General features: G+C 69.0%; 23 protein-coding genes. 7 read left to right on the plus strand and 16 right to left on the minus strand.

The window, feature by feature from the left end:
- Window positions 1-23: 23 nt before the first annotated feature.
- A complete protein-coding gene (locus F9C12_RS14375; RefSeq protein WP_409182470.1) occupies window positions 24-320 on the minus strand; it encodes an acylphosphatase in 297 nt (98 codons plus the stop codon).
- Between the two features lie 158 nt (window positions 321-478).
- On the opposite strand from F9C12_RS14375, the gene F9C12_RS14380 reads away from it, so the two are divergent.
- Entirely contained in the window at window positions 479-1168 is a 690-nt protein-coding gene (locus tag F9C12_RS14380) for a hypothetical protein (RefSeq protein ID WP_409182471.1), read from the plus strand.
- A 44-nt stretch (window positions 1169-1212) separates the two neighbouring features.
- On the opposite strand, the gene F9C12_RS14385 is transcribed toward F9C12_RS14380, so the two are convergent.
- From F9C12_RS14385 to kdpF, 6 genes are read right to left on the minus strand one after another with little or no spacing between them, the layout of a single operon-like run.
- Entirely contained in the window at window positions 1213-1911 is a 699-nt protein-coding gene (locus tag F9C12_RS14385; protein WP_409182472.1) for a response regulator, read from the minus strand.
- Entirely contained in the window at window positions 1908-4466 is a 2559-nt protein-coding gene (locus tag F9C12_RS14390; protein ID WP_409466202.1) for a DUF4118 domain-containing protein, read from the minus strand. The genes F9C12_RS14385 and F9C12_RS14390 overlap by 4 nt, the downstream gene beginning before the upstream one ends.
- 4 nt (window positions 4467-4470) lie before the next feature.
- On the minus strand, window positions 4471-5082 hold the full coding sequence (locus F9C12_RS14395) for a potassium-transporting ATPase subunit C (RefSeq protein ID WP_409466203.1): 612 nt from the start codon (window positions 5080-5082) through the stop codon (window positions 4471-4473).
- Between the two features lies 1 nt (window position 5083).
- Window positions 5084-7177 carry a potassium-transporting ATPase subunit KdpB gene (gene kdpB, locus F9C12_RS14400; protein ID WP_409466204.1) on the minus strand — a complete coding sequence of 698 codons (2094 nt, stop codon included), beginning with the start codon at window positions 7175-7177 and terminating at the stop codon, window positions 5084-5086.
- Window positions 7174-8835 carry a potassium-transporting ATPase subunit KdpA gene (gene kdpA, locus F9C12_RS14405; RefSeq protein ID WP_409466205.1) on the minus strand — a complete coding sequence of 554 codons (1662 nt, stop codon included), beginning with the start codon at window positions 8833-8835 and terminating at the stop codon, window positions 7174-7176. The genes kdpB and kdpA overlap by 4 nt, the downstream gene beginning before the upstream one ends.
- 1 nt (window position 8836) lies before the next feature.
- Entirely contained in the window at window positions 8837-8938 is a 102-nt protein-coding gene (gene kdpF, locus F9C12_RS14410) for a K(+)-transporting ATPase subunit F (RefSeq protein WP_037358287.1), read from the minus strand.
- Window positions 8939-9361: 423 nt separating this feature from the next.
- Between kdpF and asnB the strand changes: the two genes are divergently transcribed.
- Window positions 9362-11203 (plus strand): asparagine synthase (glutamine-hydrolyzing), encoded by a 1842-nt coding sequence (gene asnB, locus F9C12_RS14415; protein ID WP_409182477.1) that lies wholly within the window; start codon window positions 9362-9364, stop codon window positions 11201-11203.
- A gap of 80 nt (window positions 11204-11283) precedes the next feature.
- Here asnB and F9C12_RS14420 read toward each other — a convergent pair whose 3' ends face one another.
- Window positions 11284-11787, minus strand: coding sequence for a GNAT family N-acetyltransferase (locus tag F9C12_RS14420; RefSeq protein ID WP_409182478.1), 504 nt, complete (start codon window positions 11785-11787; stop codon window positions 11284-11286).
- A gap of 53 nt (window positions 11788-11840) precedes the next feature.
- On the minus strand, window positions 11841-12500 hold the full coding sequence (locus F9C12_RS14425) for an SDR family NAD(P)-dependent oxidoreductase (RefSeq protein WP_409466206.1): 660 nt from the start codon (window positions 12498-12500) through the stop codon (window positions 11841-11843).
- 61 nt (window positions 12501-12561) lie between these two features.
- Between F9C12_RS14425 and F9C12_RS14430 the strand changes: the two genes are divergently transcribed.
- On the plus strand, window positions 12562-13158 hold the full coding sequence (locus F9C12_RS14430) for a TetR/AcrR family transcriptional regulator (protein WP_409466207.1): 597 nt from the start codon (window positions 12562-12564) through the stop codon (window positions 13156-13158).
- A 122-nt stretch (window positions 13159-13280) separates the two neighbouring features.
- On the opposite strand, the gene F9C12_RS14435 is transcribed toward F9C12_RS14430, so the two are convergent.
- Both F9C12_RS14435 and F9C12_RS14440 read right to left on the minus strand, forming a co-directional pair.
- Window positions 13281-14282 (minus strand): Gfo/Idh/MocA family oxidoreductase, encoded by a 1002-nt coding sequence (locus tag F9C12_RS14435; RefSeq protein WP_409466208.1) that lies wholly within the window; start codon window positions 14280-14282, stop codon window positions 13281-13283.
- Window positions 14279-15289, minus strand: coding sequence for a LacI family DNA-binding transcriptional regulator (locus tag F9C12_RS14440; RefSeq protein WP_409466209.1), 1011 nt, complete (start codon window positions 15287-15289; stop codon window positions 14279-14281). The genes F9C12_RS14435 and F9C12_RS14440 overlap by 4 nt, the downstream gene beginning before the upstream one ends.
- 99 nt (window positions 15290-15388) lie before the next feature.
- Here F9C12_RS14440 and F9C12_RS14445 point away from each other — a divergent pair, with 99 nt between their 5' ends.
- From F9C12_RS14445 to F9C12_RS14460, 4 genes are read left to right on the plus strand one after another with little or no spacing between them, the layout of a single operon-like run.
- On the plus strand, window positions 15389-16261 hold the full coding sequence (locus tag F9C12_RS14445; RefSeq protein ID WP_409466210.1) for a sugar phosphate isomerase/epimerase family protein: 873 nt from the start codon (window positions 15389-15391) through the stop codon (window positions 16259-16261).
- Window positions 16262-16290: 29 nt separating this feature from the next.
- A complete protein-coding gene (locus tag F9C12_RS14450) occupies window positions 16291-17292 on the plus strand; it encodes a sugar ABC transporter substrate-binding protein (protein ID WP_409466211.1) in 1002 nt (333 codons plus the stop codon).
- Window positions 17289-18317: an ABC transporter permease gene (locus F9C12_RS14455; RefSeq protein WP_409182485.1), complete on the plus strand. Its 1029-nt coding sequence runs from the start codon at window positions 17289-17291 to the stop codon at window positions 18315-18317. Before F9C12_RS14450 ends, F9C12_RS14455 begins: the two co-directional genes overlap by 4 nt.
- Window positions 18314-19096, plus strand: coding sequence for an ATP-binding cassette domain-containing protein (locus F9C12_RS14460; protein ID WP_409182486.1), 783 nt, complete (start codon window positions 18314-18316; stop codon window positions 19094-19096). Before F9C12_RS14455 ends, F9C12_RS14460 begins: the two co-directional genes overlap by 4 nt.
- 32 nt (window positions 19097-19128) lie before the next feature.
- Here F9C12_RS14460 and F9C12_RS14465 read toward each other — a convergent pair whose 3' ends face one another.
- The 5 genes from F9C12_RS14465 to F9C12_RS14485 form a co-directional block, all read right to left on the minus strand.
- Complete coding sequence (locus F9C12_RS14465; RefSeq protein ID WP_409466212.1) at window positions 19129-19947, minus strand: alpha/beta fold hydrolase; 819 nt, start codon at window positions 19945-19947, stop codon at window positions 19129-19131.
- Between the two features lie 67 nt (window positions 19948-20014).
- Complete coding sequence (locus F9C12_RS14470; protein ID WP_409466213.1) at window positions 20015-20959, minus strand: hypothetical protein; 945 nt, start codon at window positions 20957-20959, stop codon at window positions 20015-20017.
- Window positions 20956-22191, minus strand: a complete 1236-nt coding sequence (locus F9C12_RS14475; RefSeq protein WP_409182489.1) for an MFS transporter — start codon at window positions 22189-22191, stop codon at window positions 20956-20958. Before F9C12_RS14475 ends, F9C12_RS14470 begins: the two co-directional genes overlap by 4 nt.
- A 9-nt stretch (window positions 22192-22200) precedes the next feature.
- Complete coding sequence (locus F9C12_RS14480) at window positions 22201-23844, minus strand: discoidin domain-containing protein (RefSeq protein WP_409466214.1); 1644 nt, start codon at window positions 23842-23844, stop codon at window positions 22201-22203.
- Between the two features lie 261 nt (window positions 23845-24105).
- The gene (locus F9C12_RS14485) at window positions 24106-25161 is read right to left on the minus strand and encodes an NAD(P)-binding domain-containing protein (protein WP_409466215.1); all 1056 of its coding nucleotides are present in this window, start codon (window positions 25159-25161) and stop codon (window positions 24106-24108) included.
- Window positions 25162-25184 lie beyond the last annotated feature (23 nt).

Consider the following 25184-nt stretch of genomic DNA (forward strand, 5'->3'; position numbering starts at 1 on the left):
CAGCCGCAGCCGTCCCACCGCTCTCAGCGTTCGGCGAAGCCGTCCAGCCCGCCCTTGGCGTCCGTCCAGCGTTCAACGACCTGATCCACTCGTCCGGGTGAGGTTCCCGAGCGCAGCGCGGCCAGCAGTCGCGCACAGTTGTCCCGGTCACCCTCCGCGACCACCTCGACACGGCCGTCCGGGAGGTTCCTGGCGAATCCGGTCAGCCCGAGTTCGAGCGCGCGGCTCCGGGTCCACCAGCGAAAACCGACACCCTGCACCTGCCCGTGCACCCAGGCGGCCAGCCGGACGGGCGATTCCTGCTCGTTCACCGGCCCCATCCTGCCGCACGCGCCCGGCTGCGGACCGTGACGGCCCCGTCCCTGGGCCGCGCGAACGGGTCCTGAGCGGTGATAACCTCCCGCCTGGCATCCGGGGCCGGAGCCCCGCTCCCCCGTGCCGCCCTCGACCTGAGCGTTGTCTCTTCTAAGGAGCCCGCATGTCCCGTCCCGACGGGCCTGAACCAAGCTCGGCGTCGCCGGAGATCGCGGTGAGCGCTGGCCGCACCGCACCGCCGAAGGGCGCGAGCGGGAGGCTCAGCCGCTCCGGCTACGCGATCCTGGGCGTCAGCGGCCTCGTGGTCGCCACCGCCTTCGCCGCGGTCGCCGAACTGGCCGGCCCCGGCTCGGTCGCCGACACCGCGACGACCAGCACCAGCGGCGGCGGAATGGGCGGCCAGCCGGTCGGCTCGCAGGTCGTCGTCCCGGGCAACGCCGTCCCCGGCGGCCCGATGACCGTCCCCGGTTCGCCGACCCCCGGCCAGACCGTCCCGCCGACCCCGACGACCGTGGTGGCGGTGGGCCCGGACGGCAAGCCGACGACGAGCGTGATCACGCCCCCGCCGAACGCGGGCCAGCCCGGCGGGCAGCCGGGCGGCGGACAGCCGACGCCGGGCGGCACCACGTCGCAACGCAGCGACCCGCCGACCAATCCCGGCGGCGGAACCACGACCCCTCCCTCGTCGCACACGGTGAACCCGCCGACGTCGACGTCGTCCGACCCGACCCACTCGTCGCCCCCGGACAGCCCGCCGCCCAGCTCCGGCAGCAGCTCCACCGGCGGCCAGCCGTCCTCGTCGCCGAGCGCGTCCACTTCGGACTCCAACCCGACGAGCCCCACCAGCCGCTGAAAGTCCGTGAGGGAATCCGATTCCCTCACGGCTTTACCGCCAGGTCAGATTTCGAAGCGGTACCCCATGCCGGGTTCAGTCAGCAAGTGCCGCGGCCGCGACGGTTCCGGCTCCAGCTTCCGCCGCAGCTGCGCCAAATACACGCGCAGGTAATGGGATTCCGTCTCGTACGACGGTCCCCACACCTCGTGCAGCAGCTGCTTCTGCGCCACCAACCGGCCGCGGTTGCGCACCAGCAGTTCCAGCACGCCCCATTCGGTTTTCGTCAGATGCACCTCGCGGCCCTCGCGCAGCACCTTCTTCGCCGCCAGGTCGATGGTGAACGATCCGGTGTCCACCACGGCTTCCGCGCCGTCCGTGCCCACCACCGACGAACGACGGACCGCCGCCCGCAACCGGGCCAGCAGTTCGTCCATTCCGAACGGTTTGGTGACGTAATCGTCGGCCCCCGCGTCGAGCGCCTGCACCTTGTCCGCGGAATCGCCGCGCGCGGAGAGCACGATGATCGGCACCGTGGTCCAGCCGCGCAGGCCCGCGATCACCTCGGTGCCGTCCAGATCCGGCAGGCCGAGGTCGAGCACGACCACGTCCGGTTTCGTTTCGGCGACCGCCTTCAGCGCGGCGGTGCCGTCGTGGGCGGTGATCACCTTGTACCCGCGCGCGTTGAGGTTGATCCGCAGCGCGCGCACGATCTGCGGTTCATCGTCGACGACCAGCACCGTGGCCGTTTGGTCGGCAGTCATCGCGCCGCGCCCTCCTCCGCCGATTCGGCTTCCACCAGTTCCCGGCCGGTGCAGGCCGGGAGCGAGATCACCACGGTCAACCCTCCGCCAGGAGTGTCCTCGGCGCGAACCGTACCGCCCATCGCCTCGGTGAACCCCTTCGCGACGGACAGGCCGAGCCCGACGCCCGGCGTCGAGTCCCGGTCCCCGCCCAGCCGCTGGAACGGCGCGAACGCGGATTCCGCGGCGCCCTTCCGCAACCCCTTGCCGTGGTCGACGATCCGCAGTTCCACGTACTCCGAATGCGCGCTCGCCCGTGCGGAAACGTCGCCGCCGCCGTGCCGGAGGGCGTTGTCGAGCACGTTCGCGATCACCCGTTCCAGGAGGCCGGGATCCGCTTGCACCGAAGGCAACCGCGCGTCGACGGAGACCTGCACGTTCTGCGAGTTGTCCACATTGGACAGCGCGTGCGCGACCACTTCGTCGTAGCCGACCGGCCGCAGATGCGGGGTGACCGCACCGGTGGCCAGCCGCGAGGAGTCGAGCAGGTTGTCGATCAGCCCGGCGAGCCGGTCGGCCGAAAGCTCGACGGCCTCCATCAGTTCCTCAGTGTCCTCATCGGACAGCGAAAGGTCCGGCGCGCGCAGGCTGCCGATCGCGGCCTTGATGGACGTGAGAGGCGTCCGCAAGTCATGCCCGACCGCGGACAGCAGCGTCGTGCGCAGTTCAGTCGCCTCGGCTTTCCGTTCCGCAGCTGCCGCGGCTGCCGCCATTCGCTGCTGCCGCAAGGCGAGCAACGCTTGTCCCGCAACAGCTTCCAATACGCGACGGTCCGCGGCGGGCAACGCGCGCCCGCGCAACGTCAGGTGGACATCGGCAGTCACTGCGATGTCCACATCGGCCTCATCCGGATCAGCGCACGGTTCACCGCCGGAGAGCGCGACCTTTTCCCACTTTCCGTTGCGTTTCTCCAGCAGCGTCACGGAAGTGAGGCCGAAGTTCTCCCGCACCTTTTCCAGCAACCGCTCGATCGGATTCGGATCGGTCAGCACGGTGCGCGCATAAGACGCCAGCAGCGACGCCTCCGTCCGGGCCCGCGCCGCCGCCACCCCGCGCCGGGCGGCCGAAGCGACGACGAGCGCCACCATCACCGCCACCACGACCATCGCGATCAACGTCACGACGTTCTGCGGGCTGTGCACATCCAGCGTGTACAGCGGCGGTGTGAAGAAGAAGTTCAACAGCCCCGCGCCGAAGACCGCGGCCACCAACGCCGGACCGAGCCCGCCCACCAGCGCGACGATTACGGTGGCCAGCACGAACAGAACCACGTCCGTGGAAAACTCGACCGCGTCGCGCAGCAGCACGCCGAGCCCGGTCGCGAGGAGCGGCGCCACGATGCTCAGCACCCAGCCCAGCACGAGCCGCGACGGTGCCAGCGGGCTCGTGCCCAGCCGCGCCCGCAGCCGTCCGCCGGCGTAGGAGTGCGTGACCATGTGCACGTCGATCGGCCCGGACTGCTGCACCACGGTCGCGCCGATGCCCTGGTCGAAAAGCCGCGCGATCCGGGAGCGCCGCGAAGTCCCCACCACCAGCTGAGTCGCGTTGACCCCGCGCGCGAAGTCGAGCAGCGCCGTGGGCACGTCGTCGCCGACCACCGTGTGAAAGGTCGCGCCGACCTCCTCGGCCAGCGTGCGGCAGCGGGCCATCGCGGTCGGCCCGATCCCGGCCAGGCCGTCTCCGCGCAGAATGTGCACGACCTGCAGTTCCGCGCCCGCCCGGGTGGCGATCCGGCTGGCCCGCCGGATCAGCGTCTCGCTTTCCGGACCGCCGGTGATCGACACGACCACCCGTTCGCGCGTTTCCCACGTATCGGTGATCTTCTGCTCGGCGCGATACCGCTGCAGCGCGACGTCGACCTGGTCGGCCACCCACAACAGGGCCAGTTCGCGCAACGCGGTGAGGTTGCCGGGCCGGAAGTAGTTGCCCAGCGCGGCGTCGATCCGCTCGGCCGGGTAGACGTTGCCGTGCGCGAGCCGCCGCCGCAGCGCCTCCGGCGTGATGTCCACCAGCTCCAGCTGCTCCGCCCGGCGCACGACCTCGTCCGGCACGGTCTCCTGCTGGGTGACGCCGGTGATCCGCTCGACCACGTCGTTGAGGCTCTGCAGGTGCTGGACGTTGACCGTGGACAGCACGTCGATGCCCGCTTCGAGCAGCTCGTCGATGTCCTGCCAGCGTTTCTCGTGCCGTCCGCCGGGCACGTTCGTGTGCGCCAGCTCGTCCACGACGACGACCTCGGGCGCGCGGGCGAGCACCGCGTCGAGGTCCATTTCGGCGAACTCGTGCCCGCGGTGGCGGACCGTGCGCCGCGGCACGATCTCCAGCCCGTCGAGCAGGTCGGCGGTCTTCTTCCGGCCGTGCGTCTCGACCAGGCCGACGACCACGTCGGTGCCGCGGTCGAGGCGGCGGCGCGCTTCGCCGAGCATGGCGAAGGTCTTGCCGACGCCCGGAGCCGCTCCGAGGTAGATCCGCAGTTCGCCTCGGCGCGGCTTCCGGGAGGGGTCAGAGGTGCTCACTGTGTCAGTGTGCGCCAGGAGCGGCCGAATGCACGGCAAGGTTGAGCCGGAGCACATTCACGCCCGGCACGCCGATCCCGTTGCCGGTGGTGTTGTCCGCGACCAGGTGCCGCACCTTGTCCTCGCTCAGCCCGGTGTTGCGGGCCACGCGAAGCACCTGCAGCTCGGCGTAGGCGACGCTGATCGCCGGGTCGAGGCCGGAACCCGAGGCGGTCACCGCGTCCGCGGGCACCTCCGCCGGGTTGACGCCCTCGCGTTTGGCGATCAGCTCCCGCCGCTGCGCGATGGCCTTCGCCAGATCCTCGTTGTACGGCCCCTTGTTGGACGGCCCCGACGTCGACGGGTCGCCCGGCCCGAGCACGTCCTTCGAACCGGCGGAGGGCCGGTTGTGGAACCACGGGTCGCGCGCGGCGTCGGCGGGCACCGGGTCGATCCCGATCAGCGACGAGCCGACGGCCTGGCCGTTCTGCGTCACCACCGAGCCCTCGGCGTTCCCCTGGAGGCCGGGAATGCGGGACACCGCCCACACGCCCAGCGGGTAGAGGATGCCGAGCAGCACGGTCATCGCGAGGAGCAGGCGCAGGCCCGCCCAGGTCTGCTTGAGCAAGACGTTCATGTCAGCCAATCCCTGGAATGTGGCGCACGATCAGGTCGATCACCCAGATCCCGAGGAACGGGCTGACGATCCCGCCGAGGCCGTAGACGAGCAGGTTGCGGCGCAGCAGCGCGGACGCCGACGACGGCCGGTACCGCACGCCGCGCAGGGCGAGCGGGATCAGCGCGACGATGATCAGCGCGTTGAAGATCACCGCGGACAGGATCGCCGACTTCGGCGTCGCCAGGTGCATGATGTTGAGCGCGCCGAGCTGGGCGAAGATGCTGGTGAACATCGCCGGCAGGATGGCGAAGTACTTCGCCAGGTCGTTCGCCACGCTGAACGTGGTGAGCGCGCCGCGGGTGATCAGCAGCTGTTTGCCGATGCCGACGATCTCGATCAGCTTCGTCGGGTTCGAATCGAGGTCGACCATGTTGCCGGCCTCCTTGGCCGCCATGGTCCCGGTGTTCATCGCCACGCCGACGTCGGACTGCGCGAGCGCGGGCGCGTCGTTCGTGCCGTCGCCGGTCATCGCGACGAGCCGCCCGCCCTCCTGCTCCTGCTTGATGAGCGCCATCTTGTCCTCGGGCTTGGCCTCGGCGAGATAGTCGTCGACACCGGCGTCCTCGGCAATGGCCTTCGCGGTGAGCGGGTTGTCGCCGGTGATCATCACCGTCTTGATGCCCATCGAGCGCAGTTCCTCGAACCGCTCCTTCATGCCCGGTTTCACCACGTCCGACAGCCGGATCACGCCGCGCACGAACGCCGTGCCGCCCGCCGCTTCCGCGACCACCAGCGGGGTTCCGCCCTGCTGGCTGATCTCGTCCACGACGCGTTCGGTCTCGTCCGGCACATCGCCGCCGCGGTCGCGCACCCATTGGCGCACCGCCGAAGTCGCGCCCTTGCGGACTTCGCGGCCATCGAGGTCGACACCGCTCATCCGGGTCTGCGCGGTGAACGGCACGAACTCGGCGAGCTTTTCGCTGTCGTCCGCTTTTCCGGGCAGCCCGTGCTGCTCGGCGATCAGCTCGACGATGCTGCGGCCTTCCGGCGTGCCGTCGGCGAGGCTGGACAGCCGGGCCGCGCGCGCCAGGTCGTCCACAGTGGACTCGCCGACCGGGATCAGCTCGGTCGCGCGCCGGTTGCCGAAGGTGATCGTGCCGGTCTTGTCCAGCAGCAGCGTCGATACGTCTCCGGCGGCTTCGACCGCGCGGCCGGAGGTGGCGAGGACGTTGCGCTGCACCAGCCGGTCCATCCCGGCGATGCCGATCGCGCTCAGCAGCGCGCCGATCGTCGTCGGGATCAGGCAGACCAGCAGCGCGGTCAGCACGATCACCGACTGCTCGCTGCCGGAGTAGGCCGCCATCGGCTGCAGCGCCACGACGGCGAGCAGGAAGATGATGGTCAGCGTCGACAGCAGGATGGTCAGCGCGATCTCGTTCGGCGTCTTCTGCCGGGAAGCGCCTTCCACCAACGCGATCATCCGGTCCACAAAGGACTCTCCGGGCTTGGTGCTGATCCGCACCACGATCCGGTCGCTCAGCACCGTGGTGCCGCCGGTCACCGCCGAACGGTCGCCGCCGGACTCCCGGATCACCGGAGCCGATTCGCCGGTGATGGCCGATTCGTCGACCGTGGCGATGCCCTCGACGACGTCGCCGTCGCCCGGGATCACCTGCCCGGCTTCGACCACCACGCGGTCGCCGACGCGCAGGTCCACCCCCGGCACCTGCTCCTCGGAACCGTCCTCGGTGAGCCGCCGCGCGACGGTCTCCTTTTTGGTCCGCCGCAAGGATTCCGCCTGCGCCTTGCCGCGCCCCTCGGCGACGGCCTCGGCCAGGTTCGCGAACACGACGGTGAACCACAGCCACACCGCGATCAGGATGGAGAACACGCTCGGGTCGGTGATCGCGAAGACGGTGGTCAGGACCGAACCGGCCCACACCACGAACATCACCGGGTTTTTGAGCTGATGGCGCGGGTTCAGCTTGCGCAGCGCGTCCGGCATGGACGACCACAGCTGCCTCGGGCTGAAGACACCGGCACCGACCCTTCCGGCGTTCTCGACGTGGTGCTGCGTCTCCTCTTCGGGAGTCCGCTCTTGAGTGATGGTCATGCCAACGCCTCCGCGATCGGCCCCAGCGCGAGGGCCGGGATGAACGTGAGGGCCGCGACGAGGACGACGGTGCCGGTCAGCAGCGTCCCGAACAGCGGCCCGGTGGTGGGCAGCGTGCCCGCGGTTTCCGGGACTTTCTTCTGCGCGGCAAGCGAACCCGCCAGGCAGAGCACCGCGACGATGGGCACGAACCGGCCGATCAGCATCGCCACCGACAGCGACGCCTGGAACCAGTCGCTGGTCGCGGTGAGGCCGCCGAAGGCGCTGCCGTTGTTGTTGCCCGCGGACGTGTAGCCGTACAGGACTTCCGACAGCCCGTGCGGACCCGAGTTGCCCAGCGCGTCCCGGGTTCCCGGCAGCATCAGCGCGATCCCGGAGCCGAGCAGGACCACGGTGGGCATCGCCAGCATCGCGATCGCCGCGCAGGTGACCTCGCGTTTGCCGAGCTTCTTGCCCAGGTACTCCGGCGTCCGGCCGACCATCAGCCCGGCGAGGAACATCGCGATCACGGCCATCACGAGGATGCCGTACATCCCGGTGCCGACGCCGCCCGGCGAAACCTCGCCGAAGAGCATGTTCAGCATCGTGCCCCCGCCGCCGAGCCCGGACAGGCTGTCGTGCGCGCCGTTCACCGCACCGGTCGAAGTGCCGGTGGTGGTGTCGGCGAACAACGACGTGCCGCCGATCCCGAACCGCTGTTCCTTGCCCTCGAGGTTCGCGCCCGCGGCCAGCGCCGCCGGGCTGTTCGTGCGTGCCTCGGAAGTCCAGATCACCGCGAGCATCGCGGTCCACAGACCGGCCATCACCGACAGCAGCACGTAACCCTGCTTCCGGTTGCCGACCAATTGCCCGAAGGCGCGGGTGAGGCAGACCGGGATCACCAGGATCAGGAACATCTCGACGACGTTGGTCCAGACGTTCGGGTTTTCGAACGGGTGCGCGGAGTTGGCGTTGAAGATGCCGCCGCCGTTCGTGCCCAGTTCCTTGATCACTTCCTGGCTCGCCGCCGGGGCGAGCGCGATCCGGCTGGTGCTGCCGTCCGGATTCGTCACCGCGACGCCGGAACGCAGGCTCTGCACCACGCCGAGCGCCACGAGCACGAGCGCGAACACGAACGCCATCGGCAGCAGCACGCGGATCGTGCCGCGGGTCAGGTCGACCCAGAAGTTGCCCAGCCGGTCGGTGCGCGAGCGGACGAACCCGCGCGTCACCGCGATCGCCACGGCGAGCCCGACGCCGGCGGACAGGAAGTTCTGCACGGTGAGCCCGGCCATCTGGACGAAGTGGCCCATGGTCGTCTCGGGGGTGTAGGACTGCCAGTTCGTGTTGGTCACGAAGGAAACCGCGGTGTTGAAGGCGACGGCGGGCGACACCGGCCCGCGGCCGAAGTTCCACGGCAGGATCGACTGCAGGCGCTGCAGCAGATACAGCAGGAGCACCGAGACGAACGAGAAGCCGAGCACGCCGGAGGCGTAGGTCTTCCAGTGCTGTTCGGTGCCCGGGTCGACCCGGACGATCTTGTACAGGGCCTTCTCGACCCGCAGGTGCTTCCCGGTGGAGAAGACGCGGGCGAGGTAGTCGCCGAGGGGTTTGTAGACCACCGCGAGGGCGACCAGGAGCACGCCGGCTTGCAGGAAGCCGGCCGCGACGTCACTCATCTCAGAATTTCTCCGGCCTCACGAGGGCGACGAACAGGTAGCCGAGGAGGCCAAGCGCCAGCAGCCCGCCGACGATGTTGGCCACGGTGCCCGCGCCGCTCACAGCTTCTCCAGCCCGCGCAGGACACCGGCGAGCACCGCGAAAACGCCGATGAGCAATAGGGCGTACAGCAAATCCGCCACGAGGCACCTCTCAGGAAGGGTCACCCGGCACGGGTGACCGTCGGTCGAGAGCCACTGTGCGGTCGTAGCGGAGCGTGAGCACCCGCGTCTGACGCCTCCTTGACGCCGCGACCTGGGGGCGTTTACGCGATCTTGACGCCCGGTGACCCGGGCCACTACGGCGGGCGGCATCCGGGTGATGCGGAGCGCGTGACGTTCTGTAGTTGGTGGGTGACTTGCGGCACAGCTGGTAGCGGATCAAGGACAGAGAGTGCAATTCGGGCAGACAAGCGCCGGGGTCCGTGTTACACCTGAGTAACCAATAGTTGTATCAACTAACTAACTAGGTTCAGGGAGGGCTCGTATGTGCGGAATCGCGGGCTGGGTTTCCTACGACACCGATCTCACGCAGCAGCAGGAGATCGCGGACGCGATGACCGAGACCATGGCCTGCCGAGGACCCGACGACCGCGGAACCTGGGTCCGCCGCTCGGTCGCGCTGGGCCATCGCCGGCTCGCCATCATCGACCTGCCGGGCGGCCGCCAGCCGATGAGCGTCAAGACCCCGAACGGCGAGGTCGCGATGGTCTACAGCGGCGAGGCGTACAACTTCTCCGAACTTCGTGAAGAACTCACCAAACTGGGGCACCGCTGGGAGACCGACAGCGACACCGAGGTCGTGCTGCACGGCTATCTGCAGTGGGGCACCGAGGTCGTGGACCACCTCAACGGCATGTACGCGTTCGCGATCTGGGACGAGCGCGACCAGAAGCTCGTGATGATCCGCGACCGGATGGGCATCAAGCCGTTCTACTACTACCCCACCCGCGACGGCGTCCTGTTCGGCTCCGAACCGAAGGCGATCCTGGCGAACCCGTTGGCACGCAAGGTGGTCGACAGCGACGGCCTGCGCGAGCTGATGGGCTTCACGAAGCGGCCGGGCTGGTCGCTGTGGAAGGGCATGTACGAGGTCGACCCGGCCACCGTCGTGACGGTGACCCGCGAAGGCATCAACACCCGCACCTACTGGAAGCTCGACGCGAAGGAGCACACCGACGACCAGGAGACGACGGTCGCGCGCGTGCGCGAGCTGATGACCGACATCGTCAACCGGCAGCTGATCGCCGACGTCCCGCGCTGCGTGCTGCTGTCCGGCGGTCTCGACTCGAGCGCGGTCACCGGCCTCGCCGCCGCCCGGCTCGCCGAGGAAGGCGAGCAGCTGCGCACCTTCTCGGTCGACTTTTTCGGGCAGGAGGAGAACTTCCAGCCCGACGAAATGCGCGACACGCCCGATTCGCCCTACATCCGCGACGTCGCCAAGCTCGTCGGTTCGGCGCACCAGGACGTGATGCTGAACCCGGCCGACCTGAGCGACCCCGAGGTGCGCCGCGCGGTGCTGCGCGCCCGCGACATCCCGTCCGGGCTCGGCGACATGGACACGTCGTTGTACTTGCTGTTCAAGGCGATCCGGGCGGAATCGACGGTCGCGCTGTCCGGCGAATCGGCCGACGAGGTGTTCGGCGGGTACCGCTGGTTCCACGACGAGGCCGCGGTCAACGCGGACACCTTCCCGTGGCTGGCCTTCCGCAACAGCCTGATGGAGAACCGGGGTTCGCTGCTCGAACCGGGTCTCGCCGCGAAGCTGGACCTGGATTCCTACGTCGACGACCAGTACCGGACCGCGGTGTCCCAAGTGGACTTGCTGGACGGCGAATCCGAGCGGGAGTCCCGGATGCGGGTCATCTCGAACCTGCACCTGACCCGTTTCGTGCGGCAGCTGCTCGACCGCAAGGACCGGATGTCGATGGCGGTGGGCCTGGAAGTGCGCGTGCCGTTCTGCGACCACCGGCTGGTGGAGTACGTCTACAACGCGCCGTGGTCGCTGAAGACGTTCGACGGCCGGGAAAAGAGCCTGCTGCGGCACGCGACGAAGCACGTGCTGCCCGCGTCGGTGCGGGACCGGGTGAAGAGCCCGTATCCGTCCACTCAGGACCCGGGGTACGCGATCGCGCTGCAGCAGCAGGTCAAGGAAGCCTTGGCGCAGAAGGACAATCCGGTGTTCCAGATGGTCAGCCGGGAGTGGCTGCAGCAGTCGGCGGACACCGATCCGTCGGCGATCAGCCAGGCCCAGCGCGTCGGCATGGACCGGGCGCTGGACCTGCACCACTGGTTCGACATGTACTCGCCGGAGCTGGAACTCAACTGACCCGCTGTCCGTGAGGGGAAAGCTGAGTCTCTCAGAGTTCCCCTCACGGACCTTGGCCTCGCCCGGCGGTGCCGGGCCGGTCAGAAGTCCAGGTGCGCGTCGATCTCCGTGCCGCGGACGTCCAGTTCCGCACCGGCCCCGCTCAGCAGCCGCTGGGCCGCCGCGTTGTCCACTGTGGTCGTCGCGACGAACTTCGCCGCGCCGCCGTCGCGGGCCGCGTCCAGCAGCACCGCGGTCACCTTGCGCCCGATCCCGCGGCCGCGCGCCGAACGGCCGAGCCACACCCCGGCTTCGACCTCCAGCGCGGCCCGCCCGGACACCGGCCGCAGCCGGGCCGCCCCGCAGACCTGGCCGTCGACCTCCACGACCCACGTCGTCTCGATGGCGGTGTCCGGATTGAGCGATCGTCGGCGGTGAAAGGCGAGAAACGCTTCGCGGCGGGCTTCGGTCCATCCGGCGGGACCCTCCACCGGCGGCATGACCTCCGTCGGATCGGCGTCGGCCACCGCGGCTTCCAGCAGCCGCTCCAGCCCCTGCTCGTCGAGCGGGATCAGCACGATCTCGGATTCTCCCGATCCAGGCACGCCCCGCAGCTTGGCACGCGAAGCCGCCCGGCGCTACCCGATCGGCTTAGTCGTTACCAGGGAATCTGCTCGCCGAACCGGTCGAGGAACCGCAGCCCCGGCTCGCCCGCCCGCGCTTCGAGCACGTCGACGACCGCGGGCACGCTTTCTTCCGGCAGCAACGGCGCGTCCGGCCCGCCGAGCCGCGTCCGGTTGTGGCCGGGGTCGATGAGCAGTTTGGTGCGCCCGTCGCCCTCGTACCGGGTGGCGTAACTGCGCATGAGCTGGTTGAGCGCGGCCTTGCTCGCTTTGTACAGCTCGTATCCCGGTTCGACGTTCCTCGAGATACTGCCCTGTTCGGACGACATCACCGCGACCGTGCCGCCCGGCGCGACGAGATCGCGCAGTCCTTCGAGGACTCTCAACGGCCCCAACGCATTCGTGATCATCACTTCGGCGAACATCTCAGTGGGCACTTCGCTGATCGGCAGATTCCCACGGTCGATCGCCGCGTTCACGAAGAGCAGATCGAGCGGACCGTCCATTCTGTCTCTCAGCGCGGCGATCTGTGCTTCGTCGGTCATCTCGAGGTGCTCGGTCCGCATTCCCTCCAGCGGCACCGACCCGTCGCGAGTGGTCGCGATGACCTCCCATCCGCGCCGGTCCAGTTCGGTGACCAGCACCAATCCCAGTCCGCGCGAAGCCCCGACCACCACTGCCCGGCGTGCTGTCATGGCCGCTCCCTTGTCTAGACGCAACGTCACGTCTAGACAGTAGCACGGTAAGGTGTCCGGTATGCCCGCAGTCAATTCCCAGCCCCGCAGGGCACGCTCCGGCAACCGGCGCGACGAGGCCGCCCGCCTAGCGGTGCTCCACGCCGCCGACGACCTGCTGGTCGAGCACGGCTTCGGCGCATTGACCGTCGAAGCGATCGCGCGTCGCGCCGGCGTCGCGAAACAGACGATCTACCGCTGGTGGCCGTCCAAGGTCGAAATCCTGCTGGACACGCTGATCGAGGACAGCGCGAAACGCCTGCCGGTGCCGACGGACCTGCCGACGGCTGAGGGCATCCGCGCGTATCTGCGCGACTTCGCGCACTTCCTGACCGAGGACCCGGCGGGCAAATGCCTGCTCACCCTGCTGGCCGAGGCACAGCACGACGTCGGGACGGCGGCGCGCTTCCATGAGCGCTACTTGGAGCCGCGGCAGCTCGCCGAGCGCGAGATGCTGACGCGGGCCGCCGAATCAGGCGAGATTTCCCCGGTGCTGGACCCGGAGTCCACAAGGGACGCTTTGCTGGGGCCGATCGTCTACAGTGCACTGACCGGGGCGGCGGTACCGGCGGAGTTGGTGGATACGTTGGTGGAGAAGCTGCTTCGCCCGCGAGGTTGAAGCGCACACCTCGCTCGCCATGAGGCGGTCGGCGACGGACACGGCAACACAGCGGTGCTTTCCGGTCGCTTCGACGCGGAAGAACTCAACGCTCTCGCCGAGGTGCTCATATACTTTCCCGCCTACCGCCGCACCTCCGCGACCCGCACCGGACGGTTCTCCCTCCGCGAGACCTCGCACGCCTCCGCGATGTAGAACGCCTCCAACGCATCCCCCGCGCCCGCCGGCGACGGGATCCGCCGGGCGGCGACGTCCAGGAAGGCCCGCAGCTCGGCGGCATAAGCGGTCCGGAACCGTTCCATGAAGCCGGGATACGCCGGTCCCGGCAACGGTCCGACCCCCGGTTCCACCGACCGCAGCGGGGCCTGGTCGTCCAAGCCCACCACGGCGTTCCCCAGCGAGCCGAGGGCTTCGAAGCGCACGTCGTAGCCCGCGCCGTTGTAGCGCGTGAGCGAGACCGTCGCGAGGGTTCCGTCGTCGAGCGTCAGGGCGACCGCCGCGGTGTCGACGTCTCCGGCATCCGCGAAGAACTGCTCGCCTTTGTTGCCGCCCAAGGCGAAAACTTCCGCGACTTCCCGGCCGGTCACCCACCGGAGGATGTCGAAATCGTGCACCCCGCAGTCCCGGAACAGGCCGCCGGAATGCGCGACATAGGCGGCGGGCGGCGGGGCCGGGTCCAAAGTGGTCGCCCGGACGCTGTGCAGCCAGCCCAGTTCCCCGCTTTCCACCGCGACCCGCGCGGCCTGGTAGCCCGCGTCGAACCGGCGCTGGAAGCCGATCTGCACCGGGACGTCCGAGCCCGCGATCCGGTCGAGCACCGCGAGTGTGCCGGGGATGTCCGCGGCGACCGGCTTTTCGCAGAACACCGGCACTCCCGCGTCGACCGCCTGGATGATCAACTTCGGATGCGCGTCCGTGGCCGCCGCGATGACCAAACCGTCGAGACCAGCCCGGAACAGCGCATCGATTCCCTCAGCCGCCTCGACCCCGAGCCGAGCCGCGACCGACTGGGCTCGCGCGGGATCCACGTCCGCCACGACCACCGAAGCGACCTCGTCGAAGCCCGCCAGCGTTTCCGCGTGCGCGGTCCCGATCCGTCCGGCCCCTGCCAGTCCCAACCTCATCGCTGTGTCTCCCCTGAATTAGGCCCCGTGGTCTCCCGCACGACCAGGGACGGATGAAGCAGATGCCGCACCGGCTCGGTGCGCTCACCGCGTACGCGTTCCAGCAACGCGTCAAAAGCGAGCCGCGCCATCTCCGCGCGCGGCTGGTCCACTGTGGTCAGTGAAATGTGCCGCAGGGAAGCCAAGGACGTGTTGTCGTAGCCGACCACCGAAACGTCCTCCGGTACGCGTAACCCGTGTTCCTCGAGCGCCGAGATCGCCCCGACCGCGTTGAAGTCGTTGCCCGCGAGCAGCGCGGTCGGCGTCGGTGAATACACCGACAGCAATTCCTGCACAGCCTTCTCGCCCGCCGTGTCGGTGTGTTCGCTGCGCACCACGATCGGCTCCAGCCCGTGCGCTCGCATCGCCCGCTGGAAACCGCGCCGTCGCGCCGCGGCACCGGCCGCTCCCCCGCCGTCGAGATGCGCGATCCGCCGATGCCCCAGCTGGACCAGGTGCTCCACGGCCAACGCCGCGCCAGCCTCGCCGTCGTCGTTCACAGTATCCACAGTGGACAGACGAGAAGTGCGCGACACCAACACTACCGGACACTGCCGTGCCGCGGCTTCGATTGCCGCGGCTGGCACGACTGGCGACAACAGCACCACGCCAGCCGGACGAAAAGACAGCAGACTGCGCAACGCCGCCCCTTCCCGCGATGGCATCCGGCCACCGGTGTTGAGGATCAAATCGAATCCGGCCGATTGAGCCGCCGCGTCCAGCCCTTCCACGACGTCGGCGAAGAAGGCGTTGCGCAGATCGTTCACCATCACGCCGAGCACCGTCGAGGTCCGGCTCGCCAGAGACCGCGCCATGACGTGCGGCGAATACCCCAGTTCCTCGGCCGCTTTTAGCACCGCCGCGCGCCGTCGCGCCGAGACGTTCGGCGCGTTGCGCATCACGAGCGAAACCAGCGCCCGGGAAACCCCGGCGCGCGCGGCGACGTCCTCCATGGTGGGCTTCCCCATGCGAAAACCTCCCCGGAGAAGCGCTTGACGCGACGGTCCGGACGCTACAAGCTTAGAGCGCTCTAATCAAGGGCCCGTCCCCCGACCGGAGAGGGATCCATGACCGCGAAGATCCGCGTCGCCGCCGCCCCGATCTCGTGGGGAGTCTGCGAGGTGCCCGGCTGGGGACGAGTGCTCGACGCCCCGGCGGTGCTCGGGGAAATGGCCGGATTGGGCGTCACCGCAACGGAATTGGGCCCGCCCGGTTACCTGCCGCGCGAACCGGCCGAGCTGAAGAAGCTGCTGGGAATCCATCGGCTCGAACTCGTCGGCGGCTTCCTCGCCGTGCCGCTGCACGAAAATCCGGACGCGGCCGTCGCCGAAGCGGAAGACTCGGCGGCGCTGTTCGCGGCCTGCGGCGGCGGAACGCTCGTGCTCGCCGCAGCAACCGGCCTCGACGGTTACGACGAACGGCCCACTCTGACCGACGCCGAATGGTCCACTTTGGTCCGCACGGCAGGCAAGATCCGCGATACAGCAGCGAAACACGGCCTCCGAACGGTACTGCATCCCCACGTCGGCACCCACGTGGAGACCGAGGCCGAGGTCGAACGCTTCCTCGCCGATTCCGATCTCCAGCTCTGCCTCGACACCGGCCACCTGCTGATCGGCGGCACCGACCCGGTCGCGCTCGCCCGGCGGCACCCGCGGCGGATCGGCCACCTGCACCTCAAAGACGTCCGCGGCGAACTTGCCGACGCCGTTCGTGCGGGCGAACTTCCGTACGCCGAAGCCGTCGGCAAGGGGCTTTACGTGCCGCTGGGCGAGGGCGACGTCGACATCGAAGCCATGGTCCGCTCCGTCGTCGAAGCGGGCTACGACGGCTGGTACGTCCTAGAGCAGGACACCGCGCTGAGCGACGACAGCCCGGTGGACCGCCCCGGCAAGGACGTCGCGGCCAGCCTGTCGTATCTGCGCGCCATCACCGGCTGACGTTGGAAAACAAGCGAGGAGAGACAACGATGTCCCATCGCTGGGAGCGCGCACGGCGCTCCGGCCGCGCGGTGGCGGGCCTGCTGGCCGCGGGCTTGCTGCTGGCGGCGTGCACCGGTCCGGCCGCCGAGCCGAAGTCGACCGCGCCCGCCGCCGCGCCGACGCCGTCCGGACCGCTGAAGGTTTCGGTGATCACGCACGGCACCGCGGGCGACGCGTTCTGGAACGTGGTGAAAAACGGTGCTGAACAAGCGGGCAACGACCTTGGCGTGCAAGTTGAGTACACCTCGGACGGTGATCCGGGCGCGCAGGCGAAGCTGATCGACAACGCAGTCGCGCAGCAAACCGGCGGGCTCGTGGTGTCGATGGCGAACCCCGAGGCGCTCCGTCCGTCCATTGAGGCCGCGGTGCGCGCCGGAATCCCGGTGATCACCATCAACTCCGGCGAGGACAAAAGCGCGGCGTACGGCGCGCTCACGCACGTCGGACAGAACGAGTCGATCGCCGGACAGGAAGCCGGGAAGAAGTTCAAGGAACTCGGCAAGCACAAGCTGCTGTGCGTGATCCACGAGGCCGGAAACGTCGGGCAGGCGCAGCGGTGCGACGGCGCGAAGACCGGGTTCGCCGGCACCGTGCAGACGCTTCAGGTGGACATCTCCAACCCGACCGACGCCGAGTCCCGCATCCGCGGCGCGGTGCAGACCGATTCGTCGATCGACGCGGTCCTCACGCTGAACTCCCAGGTCGCCGCGCGGGCGGTGAGCGCGATCAAGTCGGTCAACGCGAAGGCGCAGGTCGCCACGTTCGACCTCAACTCCGACGTGGTGGCCGCGATCAAGGCCGGGGACGTGCTGTTCGCGGTCGACCAGCAGCAGTACGAACAGGGTTATCTACCGGTGCAGTTCCTGAAGCTGTACCGGGACAACGCGAACGTCGTCGGCGGCGGCAAACCGGTGCTCACCGGTCCCGACCTGGTCGACAAATCCACAGTGGACAAGGTCGGCCAGTACGTGCAAAGGGGCACCCGATGACGACCCTCGACGAACGGCTGGCGAAGCCACGGCTGACCGACCGGTTGGTGCTCCGCCCGGAGATCGGCGCGTTGCTCGGCGCGGTCGTGGTCTTCCTGTTCTTCACCTTCGCGTCCGACAAGTTCTTCAGCGCCAGCGGAGCCGCGACCTGGCTGGACGACGCGGCGACGCTGGGCATCATGGCGGTGGCCGTGTCGCTGCTGATGGTCGGCGGCGAGTTCGACCTGTCCGCGGGCGTGATGACCGCGTCGACCTCGCTGGTGACCGCGATCCTCGCCACCCAAGCGGGCTGGAACGTCTGGCTCGCACTGCTGGTCTCGCTGGTCTTCGCGCTGGCCGTCGGCGCGTTCAACGGCTGGCTGGTGATGAAAACCGGACTGCCGAGTTTCATCGTCACCCTCGGCACTTTCCTTGCCCTGCAAGGCTTGAACCTCGGCGTCACGCGACTGGTCACCGGAACCGTGCAGGTCTCCGGCATGCGCTCCACCGACGGTTACGCGTCCGCCGGGTTCGTCTTCGCCTCCACAGTGGACATCGGCGGCACGCCGTTCCAGATCTCCATCGTCTGGTGGCTCGGCGCGATCGCGGTGGCCGCGTGGCTGCTCGTGCGGACGCGCTTCGGCAACTGGATCTTCGCGGTCGGCGGTTCGGCGGCCAGCGCCCGCGCGGTCGGCGTTCCGGTGGTGCGCACGAAAATCCTGTTGTTCATGGGCACCGCGCTCGCCGGATGGCTCGTCGGCTCGATCAACATCCTGCGGTTCGCGAGCGTCCAGGCGAATCAGGGCATCGGGCTCGAATTCCAGTACATCATCGCCGCGGTGATCGGCGGCTGCCTGCTGACCGGCGGGTTCGGCTCGGCCGTCGGCGCGGCGATCGGAGCGCTGATCTTCGGCATGGCCCGTCAGGGCATCGTGTTCGCCGGCTGGGACAACGACTGGTTCATGCTGTTCCTCGGGATCATGCTGCTGGCGGCGGTCCTGGTCAACAACGCTTTGCGGCGGCGCGCGGAAAGGGTGCGGCGATGAACGCTCTCCTCGAAGTCAGGAACGTCGGCAAGCGGTACGGAACCGTGGTCGCGCTGCGCGAAGTGTCCACAGTGGTCAATGCGGGCGAGGTAACCTGCGTACTGGGCGACAACGGCGCCGGAAAGTCCACTTTGATCAAGATCCTCGCCGGGGTGCACCAGCACGACGAAGGCGAGTTCCTCGTCGAAGGCGCGCCGGTGCGGTTCGCCTCGCCCCGGGAAGCGCTGGACCGCGGAATCGCCACGGTGTATCAGGATCTCGCGGTGGTGCCGCTGATGAGCGTGTGGCGCAACTTCTTCCTCGGCTCCGAACCGACCGTCGGCTTCGGTCCGTTCCGCGCCCTGGACCGGCGCAAAGGCCGGGAGCTGACGAAGAAAGCCCTAGCCGACCTCGGCATCGACCTGCGGGACGTCGAACAGCCGGTCGGCACGCTGTCCGGCGGCGAACGGCAGTGCGTCGCGATCGCCCGCGCCATCCACTTCGGCGCGAAGGTGCTGATCCTGGACGAGCCGACGGCCGCATTGGGCGTGAAGCAGGCTGGGGTGGTGCTGAAGTACGTGGCCCAGGCCCGCGACCGGGGCCTGGGCGTCGTCCTGATCACGCACAACCCGCATCACGCGTATCCGGTGGCCGACCGTTTCCTGCTCCTCAAACGCGGCACGGCGCTCGGGTGCTACGAGAAGCCGGAGATCGAACTGCCGGAGCTGACCCGGCAGATGGCGGGAGGGGCGGAGCTGGAGGCGCTGGAGCACGAGCTGCGGTTAGGCGGGGCGTCGTGAGTGGCGATCACGGTTAGAACCGTGATCGCCACTCACAAGACCTTCTCCAGCCACGGCCGCACCACCGGCAGCACCGCCGCGGCCTGCATCGCCCCCATGTGGTCCAGCCCGTCCAGCACCTCCACCGTCCACCCGCGCGCCTCCAGCTCAGCCCGCTCCCGCAGCAACGGCCCCGCGATGTCGACTGTCACCCCGCCCCACCGCTCGCTGTACTCGATCCGATCCTCCGACCCCGCGAAGCACAACCGCGGACACGACAGCTCGACCGCCCGGTCGTCGAAATCCTGCAACGCCTCGTACAACGTCACGAACTGCTTCGTCTGCCCCGTCGACAACTGGACATCCACCGAATCCCAATCCCCCGGCTCAGCCACGGATGGCGACGCCGACGGCCCGGCCAGCGCCACCTCGTACGTCGCCCGGGTCACCGCGAGCATCGCCGCATACGGCCCGTCCAGCGGCGGATACCCGCCCATCACCAGCGCGTCCAGCCGATCCGTCCGCAACGCCAGCTGCAACCCGGACAACGCCAGCCACGAGTACCCGTAATACGAGAACCGCTCCGCCCCCACGGCGTCCGCCACGGCCAGGAAGTCGGCCGCGACCACGTCCGGCGTCAGCTCGGCCGGATGCGCCATCCGATGCCCCTGGTAGTCGAAGGCCACCACCCGGAACCCGGCGAATCCCTCGATCAGCGAACGGCCCAGCTCCGGGTCGGCGCCCCACTGCCGGGCCGCCTCGGCCTCCGGTCCTCCGGCCGGCCGGGGGTCGACCGGGAGCAGCAGCACCGGCCCGTCCCCGCGCACCTGCGCTTCGATCCGTGTTTCGTCGTGCAGAGTCGCTTCAGCCATCTCATCTCTTTACGTCGTAAAGTATCGTCGGGCACGACGGTACTATACGTCGTAAAGAGATGTCGAATCAGCGGGTGACGGCGGGCGAGGAGGCGTCGGAGACCAGCTTGCGCGGGGCCCCGGACCCGTCCGCGGGCACCGACCACACGGCGTTCTCCAGCCCGTACAGGATCGTGTGGTCGTCCTGCCAGAGCGCCTGGTCGTCGACGCTGCGGGTCTCGGCGAGCGCGGTCTCCCGCATCGTCTTGAGGTCGAGCACGGACAGCCGCCAGACGCCCTCGCCGACCTTCTTCTTGAACGCGATCCGCGTTTCGTCCGGCGAGAGCGACGGGCATTCCACGTTCTCCCGCAGCGCTTTGCCGCGGTAAGTGTCGTAGTCGCCTTCGATCAGGTACGTCTTGCCCTTGGTGCCCAGCGTCGAATAGAACCTCTTGCCGTCCTTGGCGAACGTGATGCCCCAGTAATTGACGTCCGCGGAGAAATACCGCTTCCCGTCGACCAGGACCGGCAGTTCCTCGATCGTCTTCTCCAGCTCGCCGTTGTCCAGCTGGTAAATCCCGGCACGGGTGGAAAACCCGGTAGCGGCATAGGAATCGCCGGTGACGAACACCGTCCAGTACACCCGTTTGCCGTCCGGCGAAACCCGCGCCCGGCTCGGCGTCCCCGGCAGGTAATCCTTGTGCGTCGTGGTGAAATTGCGGTCGAGAATACTGAAGTCGCTGACCGCGGGCAGCGTGCCCGGCCGCACCGCGAGGCACATCCCGGTCGACGCGGACACCGCGAACCGATCGCACTTCAGATCGCTGAACTTCGGCGCGGCACCAGGATCCGCGAGCGGAACGACGCCGACGTTGCCCGTTTTAGTGCTGCGAAAGAACAACTGCCCGGGCGCGAGCGAAAGGTGCTCGACTTTCCCCGGTTCGGCCGGGCTGGGCCGCGCGGCAACGGTGTACACCACCGCGGCCGCCGCGAGCACCACAGTTCCGACCACCGCGAGAAGGACTTTTTTCATTTGCGCACCGGCCTTGCGAAAGCGGCGCCGAGCGCCACGACAGCGAGCGCTCCGGCCGCCACGAGGACCGCGGGCTGGAGATCCCACAAGGTCCAGGCGAGTCCGAAGAGGACAGACGAGAGCATCCGGGCGGCCGCCTGTCCCGTTTGGACCACGGCCAGCCCGGTCGCCCGGAGATCAGCGGGCACCAACGGTCCGGCGGCAGCCATCAGCACCCCGTCGGTAGCCGCGTAGAACACGCCGTGCAGCCCCAACGCGAGAGCCGCGAGCCAGAATCCGGACACCGGCCCGCACAACGCGACCAGCGCGGCGACCAGCGCGACGTGCCCGCCGAGGAACACCGGCCAGCGCCCGATCCGGTCGGCCAGCTTGCCCAGCGGAACCGCCAGCGCCAAATACACCCCAGCGGTGCCGAGCGGCAGCAATGGGAAGAACGTCGCCGCGACGTCCCAGCGCCGCTGAAGCACCAGGTACACAAAGGAATCGCCGAGAGTCACGAATCCGAGCAGCGCCGCCCACACCGCCACGCGGCGGAAACCCCGCTCGCGCAGCAATCCGAAGGCGGCCTTCACGGACACCGCGGCCCGGTCGGCGATTTCCTGTTTATGGTCGCGGACGAACAACACGAGCAGCAGCACCGCGATCGCCGCGATGCAGAAACTGGTGAAGAACACCGACGTATAGCTGCCGAGGCTCAGCGCGAGCACGGCCATCGCGACGAGCGGGCCGAGGAACGCGCCGACGGTGTCCATCGCGCGGTGCACGCCGAACGACCGGCCGAGCGTGTCGGGCTCGCTGCTGAGCGAGATCAACGCGTCGCGCGGGGCGGTGCGCAGCCCCTTGCCGGTCCGGTCGGCGGCGAGCACCACGCCGATCGCCGCGACCGAAGAACCGGCCGCGACCAGGCCGAGCTTGCACACCGCGGACAAGCCGTAGCCGAACCCGGCGACCGCCTTGAGGCGGCGCCACCGGTCGGCCAGATGCCCGCCGAGCACGCGGACCACGGCGGTGGCTCCCGCGTAAAGCCCGTCGAGCAGGCCGAACTGCAGCGGGTTCAGCCCGAGGCCGAGCACCAGATACAGCGGGAGCACCGCGGTCACCATCTCCGAGGAGATGTCGGTGACCAGGCTGACCGCGCCGAGTGCGACGACGTTCGCCGACACCCGGCGCAGGCCGGCCTTCCGCTCGGTGCCCGCCGCGACGTCCGAACTACGGCTTGTCGCGATGTACATGACCGGCCCCTAGTTGTGGCAGGTGTAGGTCGGGCTGCTGTCCTGGACCTTGCCGTCGAGACCGATCAGCTGCTCGGAGAAGGTGGTGTCGGTCATCGTCAGCTTCAGCACGCCGAAGGTGTCCTTGAGCAGCTTCGCCGTGGTCGGGTGCGCGGAGTGCACCGGGTACGGGTTCGCGCCGCCCATGCCGCCGATGATCTCGACCGGGCCCGCCGGGTTCGCCTTGCCGCTCGCGTCCTGCGGCACGAACCGCTCGTAGTGGTGGTCGTGGCCGTTGAGGACCAGGTCGACCTTGTTCTGCGCGAACAGATCCCACAGCTGCTTGGAACCGCGCTGGTCGCCGTGGTCGCCGGAGCTCCACCGCGGGTGGTGGTAGTACGCCGCGACGCAGCCCTTGGTGTTCTTCGCCAGGTCCTGCTTGAGCCAGTTCATCTGGTCGGTGTCCTTGAGCTCGCCGCCGTCCTTGTCGTCGACGAAGCCGTTGGAGTCCAGCGCGATGAAGTGCCAGTTGCCCATTTCCCAGCTGTAGTACCGTTTGCCGTTCGGGGTGGCGATCTTGCCGAAGTACTGCTCGTAGGCCTTGAACGGCGTGTCGTCGTCGTAGGTCTCGTGGTTGCCGGGGATCGGGTGCGTGATGCTCTTGAACTTGCCCCAGGTCTTGTCGTAGTAGTCCTTGAAGTTCTGCAGCTTCAGTCCGACGTCGTCGGAGTCGTACTGGTTGTCGCCCATGGTGATCACCGCGGCCGGGTTCATGTCCTGGACGAGCTTCGCGGTCTTCGGGTGGATGCAGCTGGAGCTGCTCGCGGTGCACTGCTCGGCGATGTCGCCGGCCGCAGCGAGCACGAAGGTGTTGCCCGCGGTCCCCGGCTTCGTGTGCACCTTGACCGCGCCGCTGGCCGGCGAGGTGTTGCCGGCGGCGTCCTTGGCCCGGACGGTGTAGGTGTAGTCGGTGTCCGGCGAGAGGCCGTTGTCGGTGTAGGACGTGGTCGTGCTGGTGGCGACGGACTTGCCGTCCCGCAGCACCTCGTACCCGCTGACGCCGACGTTGTCCGTCGCGGCGGCCCAGGTCAGCGCGACGCTGTTCGGGCCGACCTCGCCCGCGGCGAGGTTCGACGGAGCGGTGGGCGCCTGGGTGTCCCCGGACGAGTCCGGCGTGCCGTACGCCTGAAGCTCCCACAGCGAGTAGCCGTACTTCGTGGCGCGCTCGGTGCCGACGAAGCGCAGGAACCGGCCGTGCCCGGACAATCCGGTGAGGTCGTCGGTGCCGCCGTCGCCGCTGGTGATCGTCGCGATCGACTTGAAGTTCTCGCCGTCGTCGGAGATCTCGATGCGGTACTTCTTGGCGTAGGCGGCTTCCCAGTTCAGCTTCACCCGGTGGATCGTGGCGGCCTGCCCGAGATCGACGCGCAGCCACTGGGCGTCGGCGCTGACCGCACTGGCCCAGCGGGTCTTGAGGTTCCCGTCGACGGCGTTCTCGCCGCTCAACGCGGACGTCTCGAGCGTGGACGTGCTGACGGGTTTTCCTTGGGACAGCAGCACATCGGCGGCAGCGGCGCTGGCGTCGCGCGCGGGCGAGACCGCGGCGGGCAACAGCACCACGGCGGCCGCCGGCAAGGCGAACCGGGCGATACTTCGGACACGGGACGAGGACACGTCGCACTCCTTCGGGCCGGACGGGAACAGGGCGGCGGCGTTACGGTTTTGCGGCGTCTCGTTGCGTTAGGAAAGTTTCCTAACTAAAACGGCAGAGTAGCGGGCCCGGTTTCTCCCGACAAGCCCGGAACGGACGTGAAACGATCAAGACCGCCCGATCAGCGGAATGGCCCGCTGCTGCTCCAGGGAAGTGCCGCGAAGGGAAAACCTGAGGGACGCTGGCGCTCACCGCCTGTCAGTGAAAGTGGCCCTCACGGAACTTCACCGCTCCAGCAGCCGCCGGACTTCCCGCACCGCCGCGCGCCCAGCCCGGTTCGCCCCCACCGTGCTGGCCGAAGGCCCGTACCCGACCAGGTGCAGCCGCGGCTCCGCGACCACGCGGGTCCCGTCCATCCGGATCCCGCCGCCGGGCGTCCGCAGGTGCAGCGGAGCCAGGTGGTCGATCGAGGCGCGGAACCCGGTCGCCCACAGGATGATGTCCGCGGGCTCGAAGCTGCCGTCCTCCCAGACGACCCCGTCGGGAACCAAGCGCGAGAACATCGGCCGCCGGTCCAGATATCCCGCCGCCCGACCGGCGAGCACCTGCGGCGTCACCGGCAAGTCCGTCACGCTCACGACGCTCTCCGGCGGCAACCCGGCCCGCACCCGCTGGTCGACCTTCGCCACCGCCATGCGCCCCCAGTCCTCGCTGAACTCTTCCTCGCGCCACACCGGCGGACGCCGCGTCACCCACACCGTCGAACGGGCGACCGGGCCGATCTCCATCAGCAGCTGCACCGCCGACGTCCCGCCGCCGACGACCACCACGCGCTGGTCGCGAAACTCCTCCGCGCCGCGGTAATCCGCCGTGTGCAGCTGCCGTCCGGCGAAACTGCCGGGGTAACGCGGCCAGAACGGCCGGTCCCAGGTCCCGGTCGCGCTGATCACCGCACGCGCCGCCCACGTCTCCGCGGGCGATTCGACCACCAGCCGCTCCCCCGCGCGCCGCACCGCGGTCACGTCGACCGGACGGTGCACCGGCAGGTCATACGTCTTCTCGAAGCGCGCGAAGTACTCCGACACGGCTTCGCTCGCCGGCCGCGCCGGGTCCGGGGTCCCGAACGCCATCCCCGGCAGGTCGTGGATCCCGTGCACCTTCCCGACGACCAGCGACGGCCACCGGTACTGCCACGCGCCGCCCGCGTGTTTGCCGTGGTCGAGCACGACGAACCCGCGTTCGTTGGCGAATCCGGCCCGGCGCAGGTGATACGCCGCCGACAGTCCGGCCTGCCCGGCCCCGATCACCACGACGTCGGTCTCGTGATCCGCAGTGCTCATACAACGTTCAACAATTGCCCGCG

Source organism: Amycolatopsis sp. GA6-003 (assembly GCF_046267895.1).
Taxonomy (GTDB): Bacteria; Actinomycetota; Actinomycetes; order Mycobacteriales; family Pseudonocardiaceae; genus Amycolatopsis.

Bases quoted from the DNA above. Each gene is read 5' to 3' on its own strand.
- F9C12_RS14460 (WP_409182486.1), top strand. From the start codon at position 18,314: ATGAACGCTCTCCTCGAAGTCAGGAACGTCGGCAAGCGGTACGGAACC.
- F9C12_RS14375 (WP_409182470.1), bottom strand. From the start codon at position 320: ATGGGGCCGGTGAACGAGCAGGAATCGCCCGTCCGGCTGGCCGCCTGG.
- F9C12_RS14455 (WP_409182485.1), top strand. From the start codon at position 17,289: ATGACGACCCTCGACGAACGGCTGGCGAAGCCACGGCTGACCGACCGG.
- F9C12_RS14430 (WP_409466207.1), top strand. From the start codon at position 12,562: ATGCCCGCAGTCAATTCCCAGCCCCGCAGGGCACGCTCCGGCAACCGG.
- F9C12_RS14470 (WP_409466213.1), bottom strand. From the start codon at position 20,959: ATGAAAAAAGTCCTTCTCGCGGTGGTCGGAACTGTGGTGCTCGCGGCG.
- F9C12_RS14450 (WP_409466211.1), top strand. From the start codon at position 16,291: ATGTCCCATCGCTGGGAGCGCGCACGGCGCTCCGGCCGCGCGGTGGCG.
- kdpB (WP_409466204.1), bottom strand. From the start codon at position 7,177: ATGACCATCACTCAAGAGCGGACTCCCGAAGAGGAGACGCAGCACCAC.
- F9C12_RS14425 (WP_409466206.1), bottom strand. From the start codon at position 12,500: ATGACAGCACGCCGGGCAGTGGTGGTCGGGGCTTCGCGCGGACTGGGA.
- asnB (WP_409182477.1), top strand. From the start codon at position 9,362: ATGTGCGGAATCGCGGGCTGGGTTTCCTACGACACCGATCTCACGCAG.
- F9C12_RS14485 (WP_409466215.1), bottom strand. From the start codon at position 25,161: ATGAGCACTGCGGATCACGAGACCGACGTCGTGGTGATCGGGGCCGGG.
- F9C12_RS14385 (WP_409182472.1), bottom strand. From the start codon at position 1,911: ATGACTGCCGACCAAACGGCCACGGTGCTGGTCGTCGACGATGAACCG.
- F9C12_RS14475 (WP_409182489.1), bottom strand. From the start codon at position 22,191: ATGTACATCGCGACAAGCCGTAGTTCGGACGTCGCGGCGGGCACCGAG.
- F9C12_RS14445 (WP_409466210.1), top strand. From the start codon at position 15,389: ATGACCGCGAAGATCCGCGTCGCCGCCGCCCCGATCTCGTGGGGAGTC.
- F9C12_RS14465 (WP_409466212.1), bottom strand. From the start codon at position 19,947: ATGGCTGAAGCGACTCTGCACGACGAAACACGGATCGAAGCGCAGGTG.
- F9C12_RS14395 (WP_409466203.1), bottom strand. From the start codon at position 5,082: ATGAACGTCTTGCTCAAGCAGACCTGGGCGGGCCTGCGCCTGCTCCTC.
- F9C12_RS14440 (WP_409466209.1), bottom strand. From the start codon at position 15,289: ATGGGGAAGCCCACCATGGAGGACGTCGCCGCGCGCGCCGGGGTTTCC.
- F9C12_RS14435 (WP_409466208.1), bottom strand. From the start codon at position 14,282: ATGAGGTTGGGACTGGCAGGGGCCGGACGGATCGGGACCGCGCACGCG.
- F9C12_RS14380 (WP_409182471.1), top strand. From the start codon at position 479: ATGTCCCGTCCCGACGGGCCTGAACCAAGCTCGGCGTCGCCGGAGATC.
- kdpA (WP_409466205.1), bottom strand. From the start codon at position 8,835: ATGAGTGACGTCGCGGCCGGCTTCCTGCAAGCCGGCGTGCTCCTGGTC.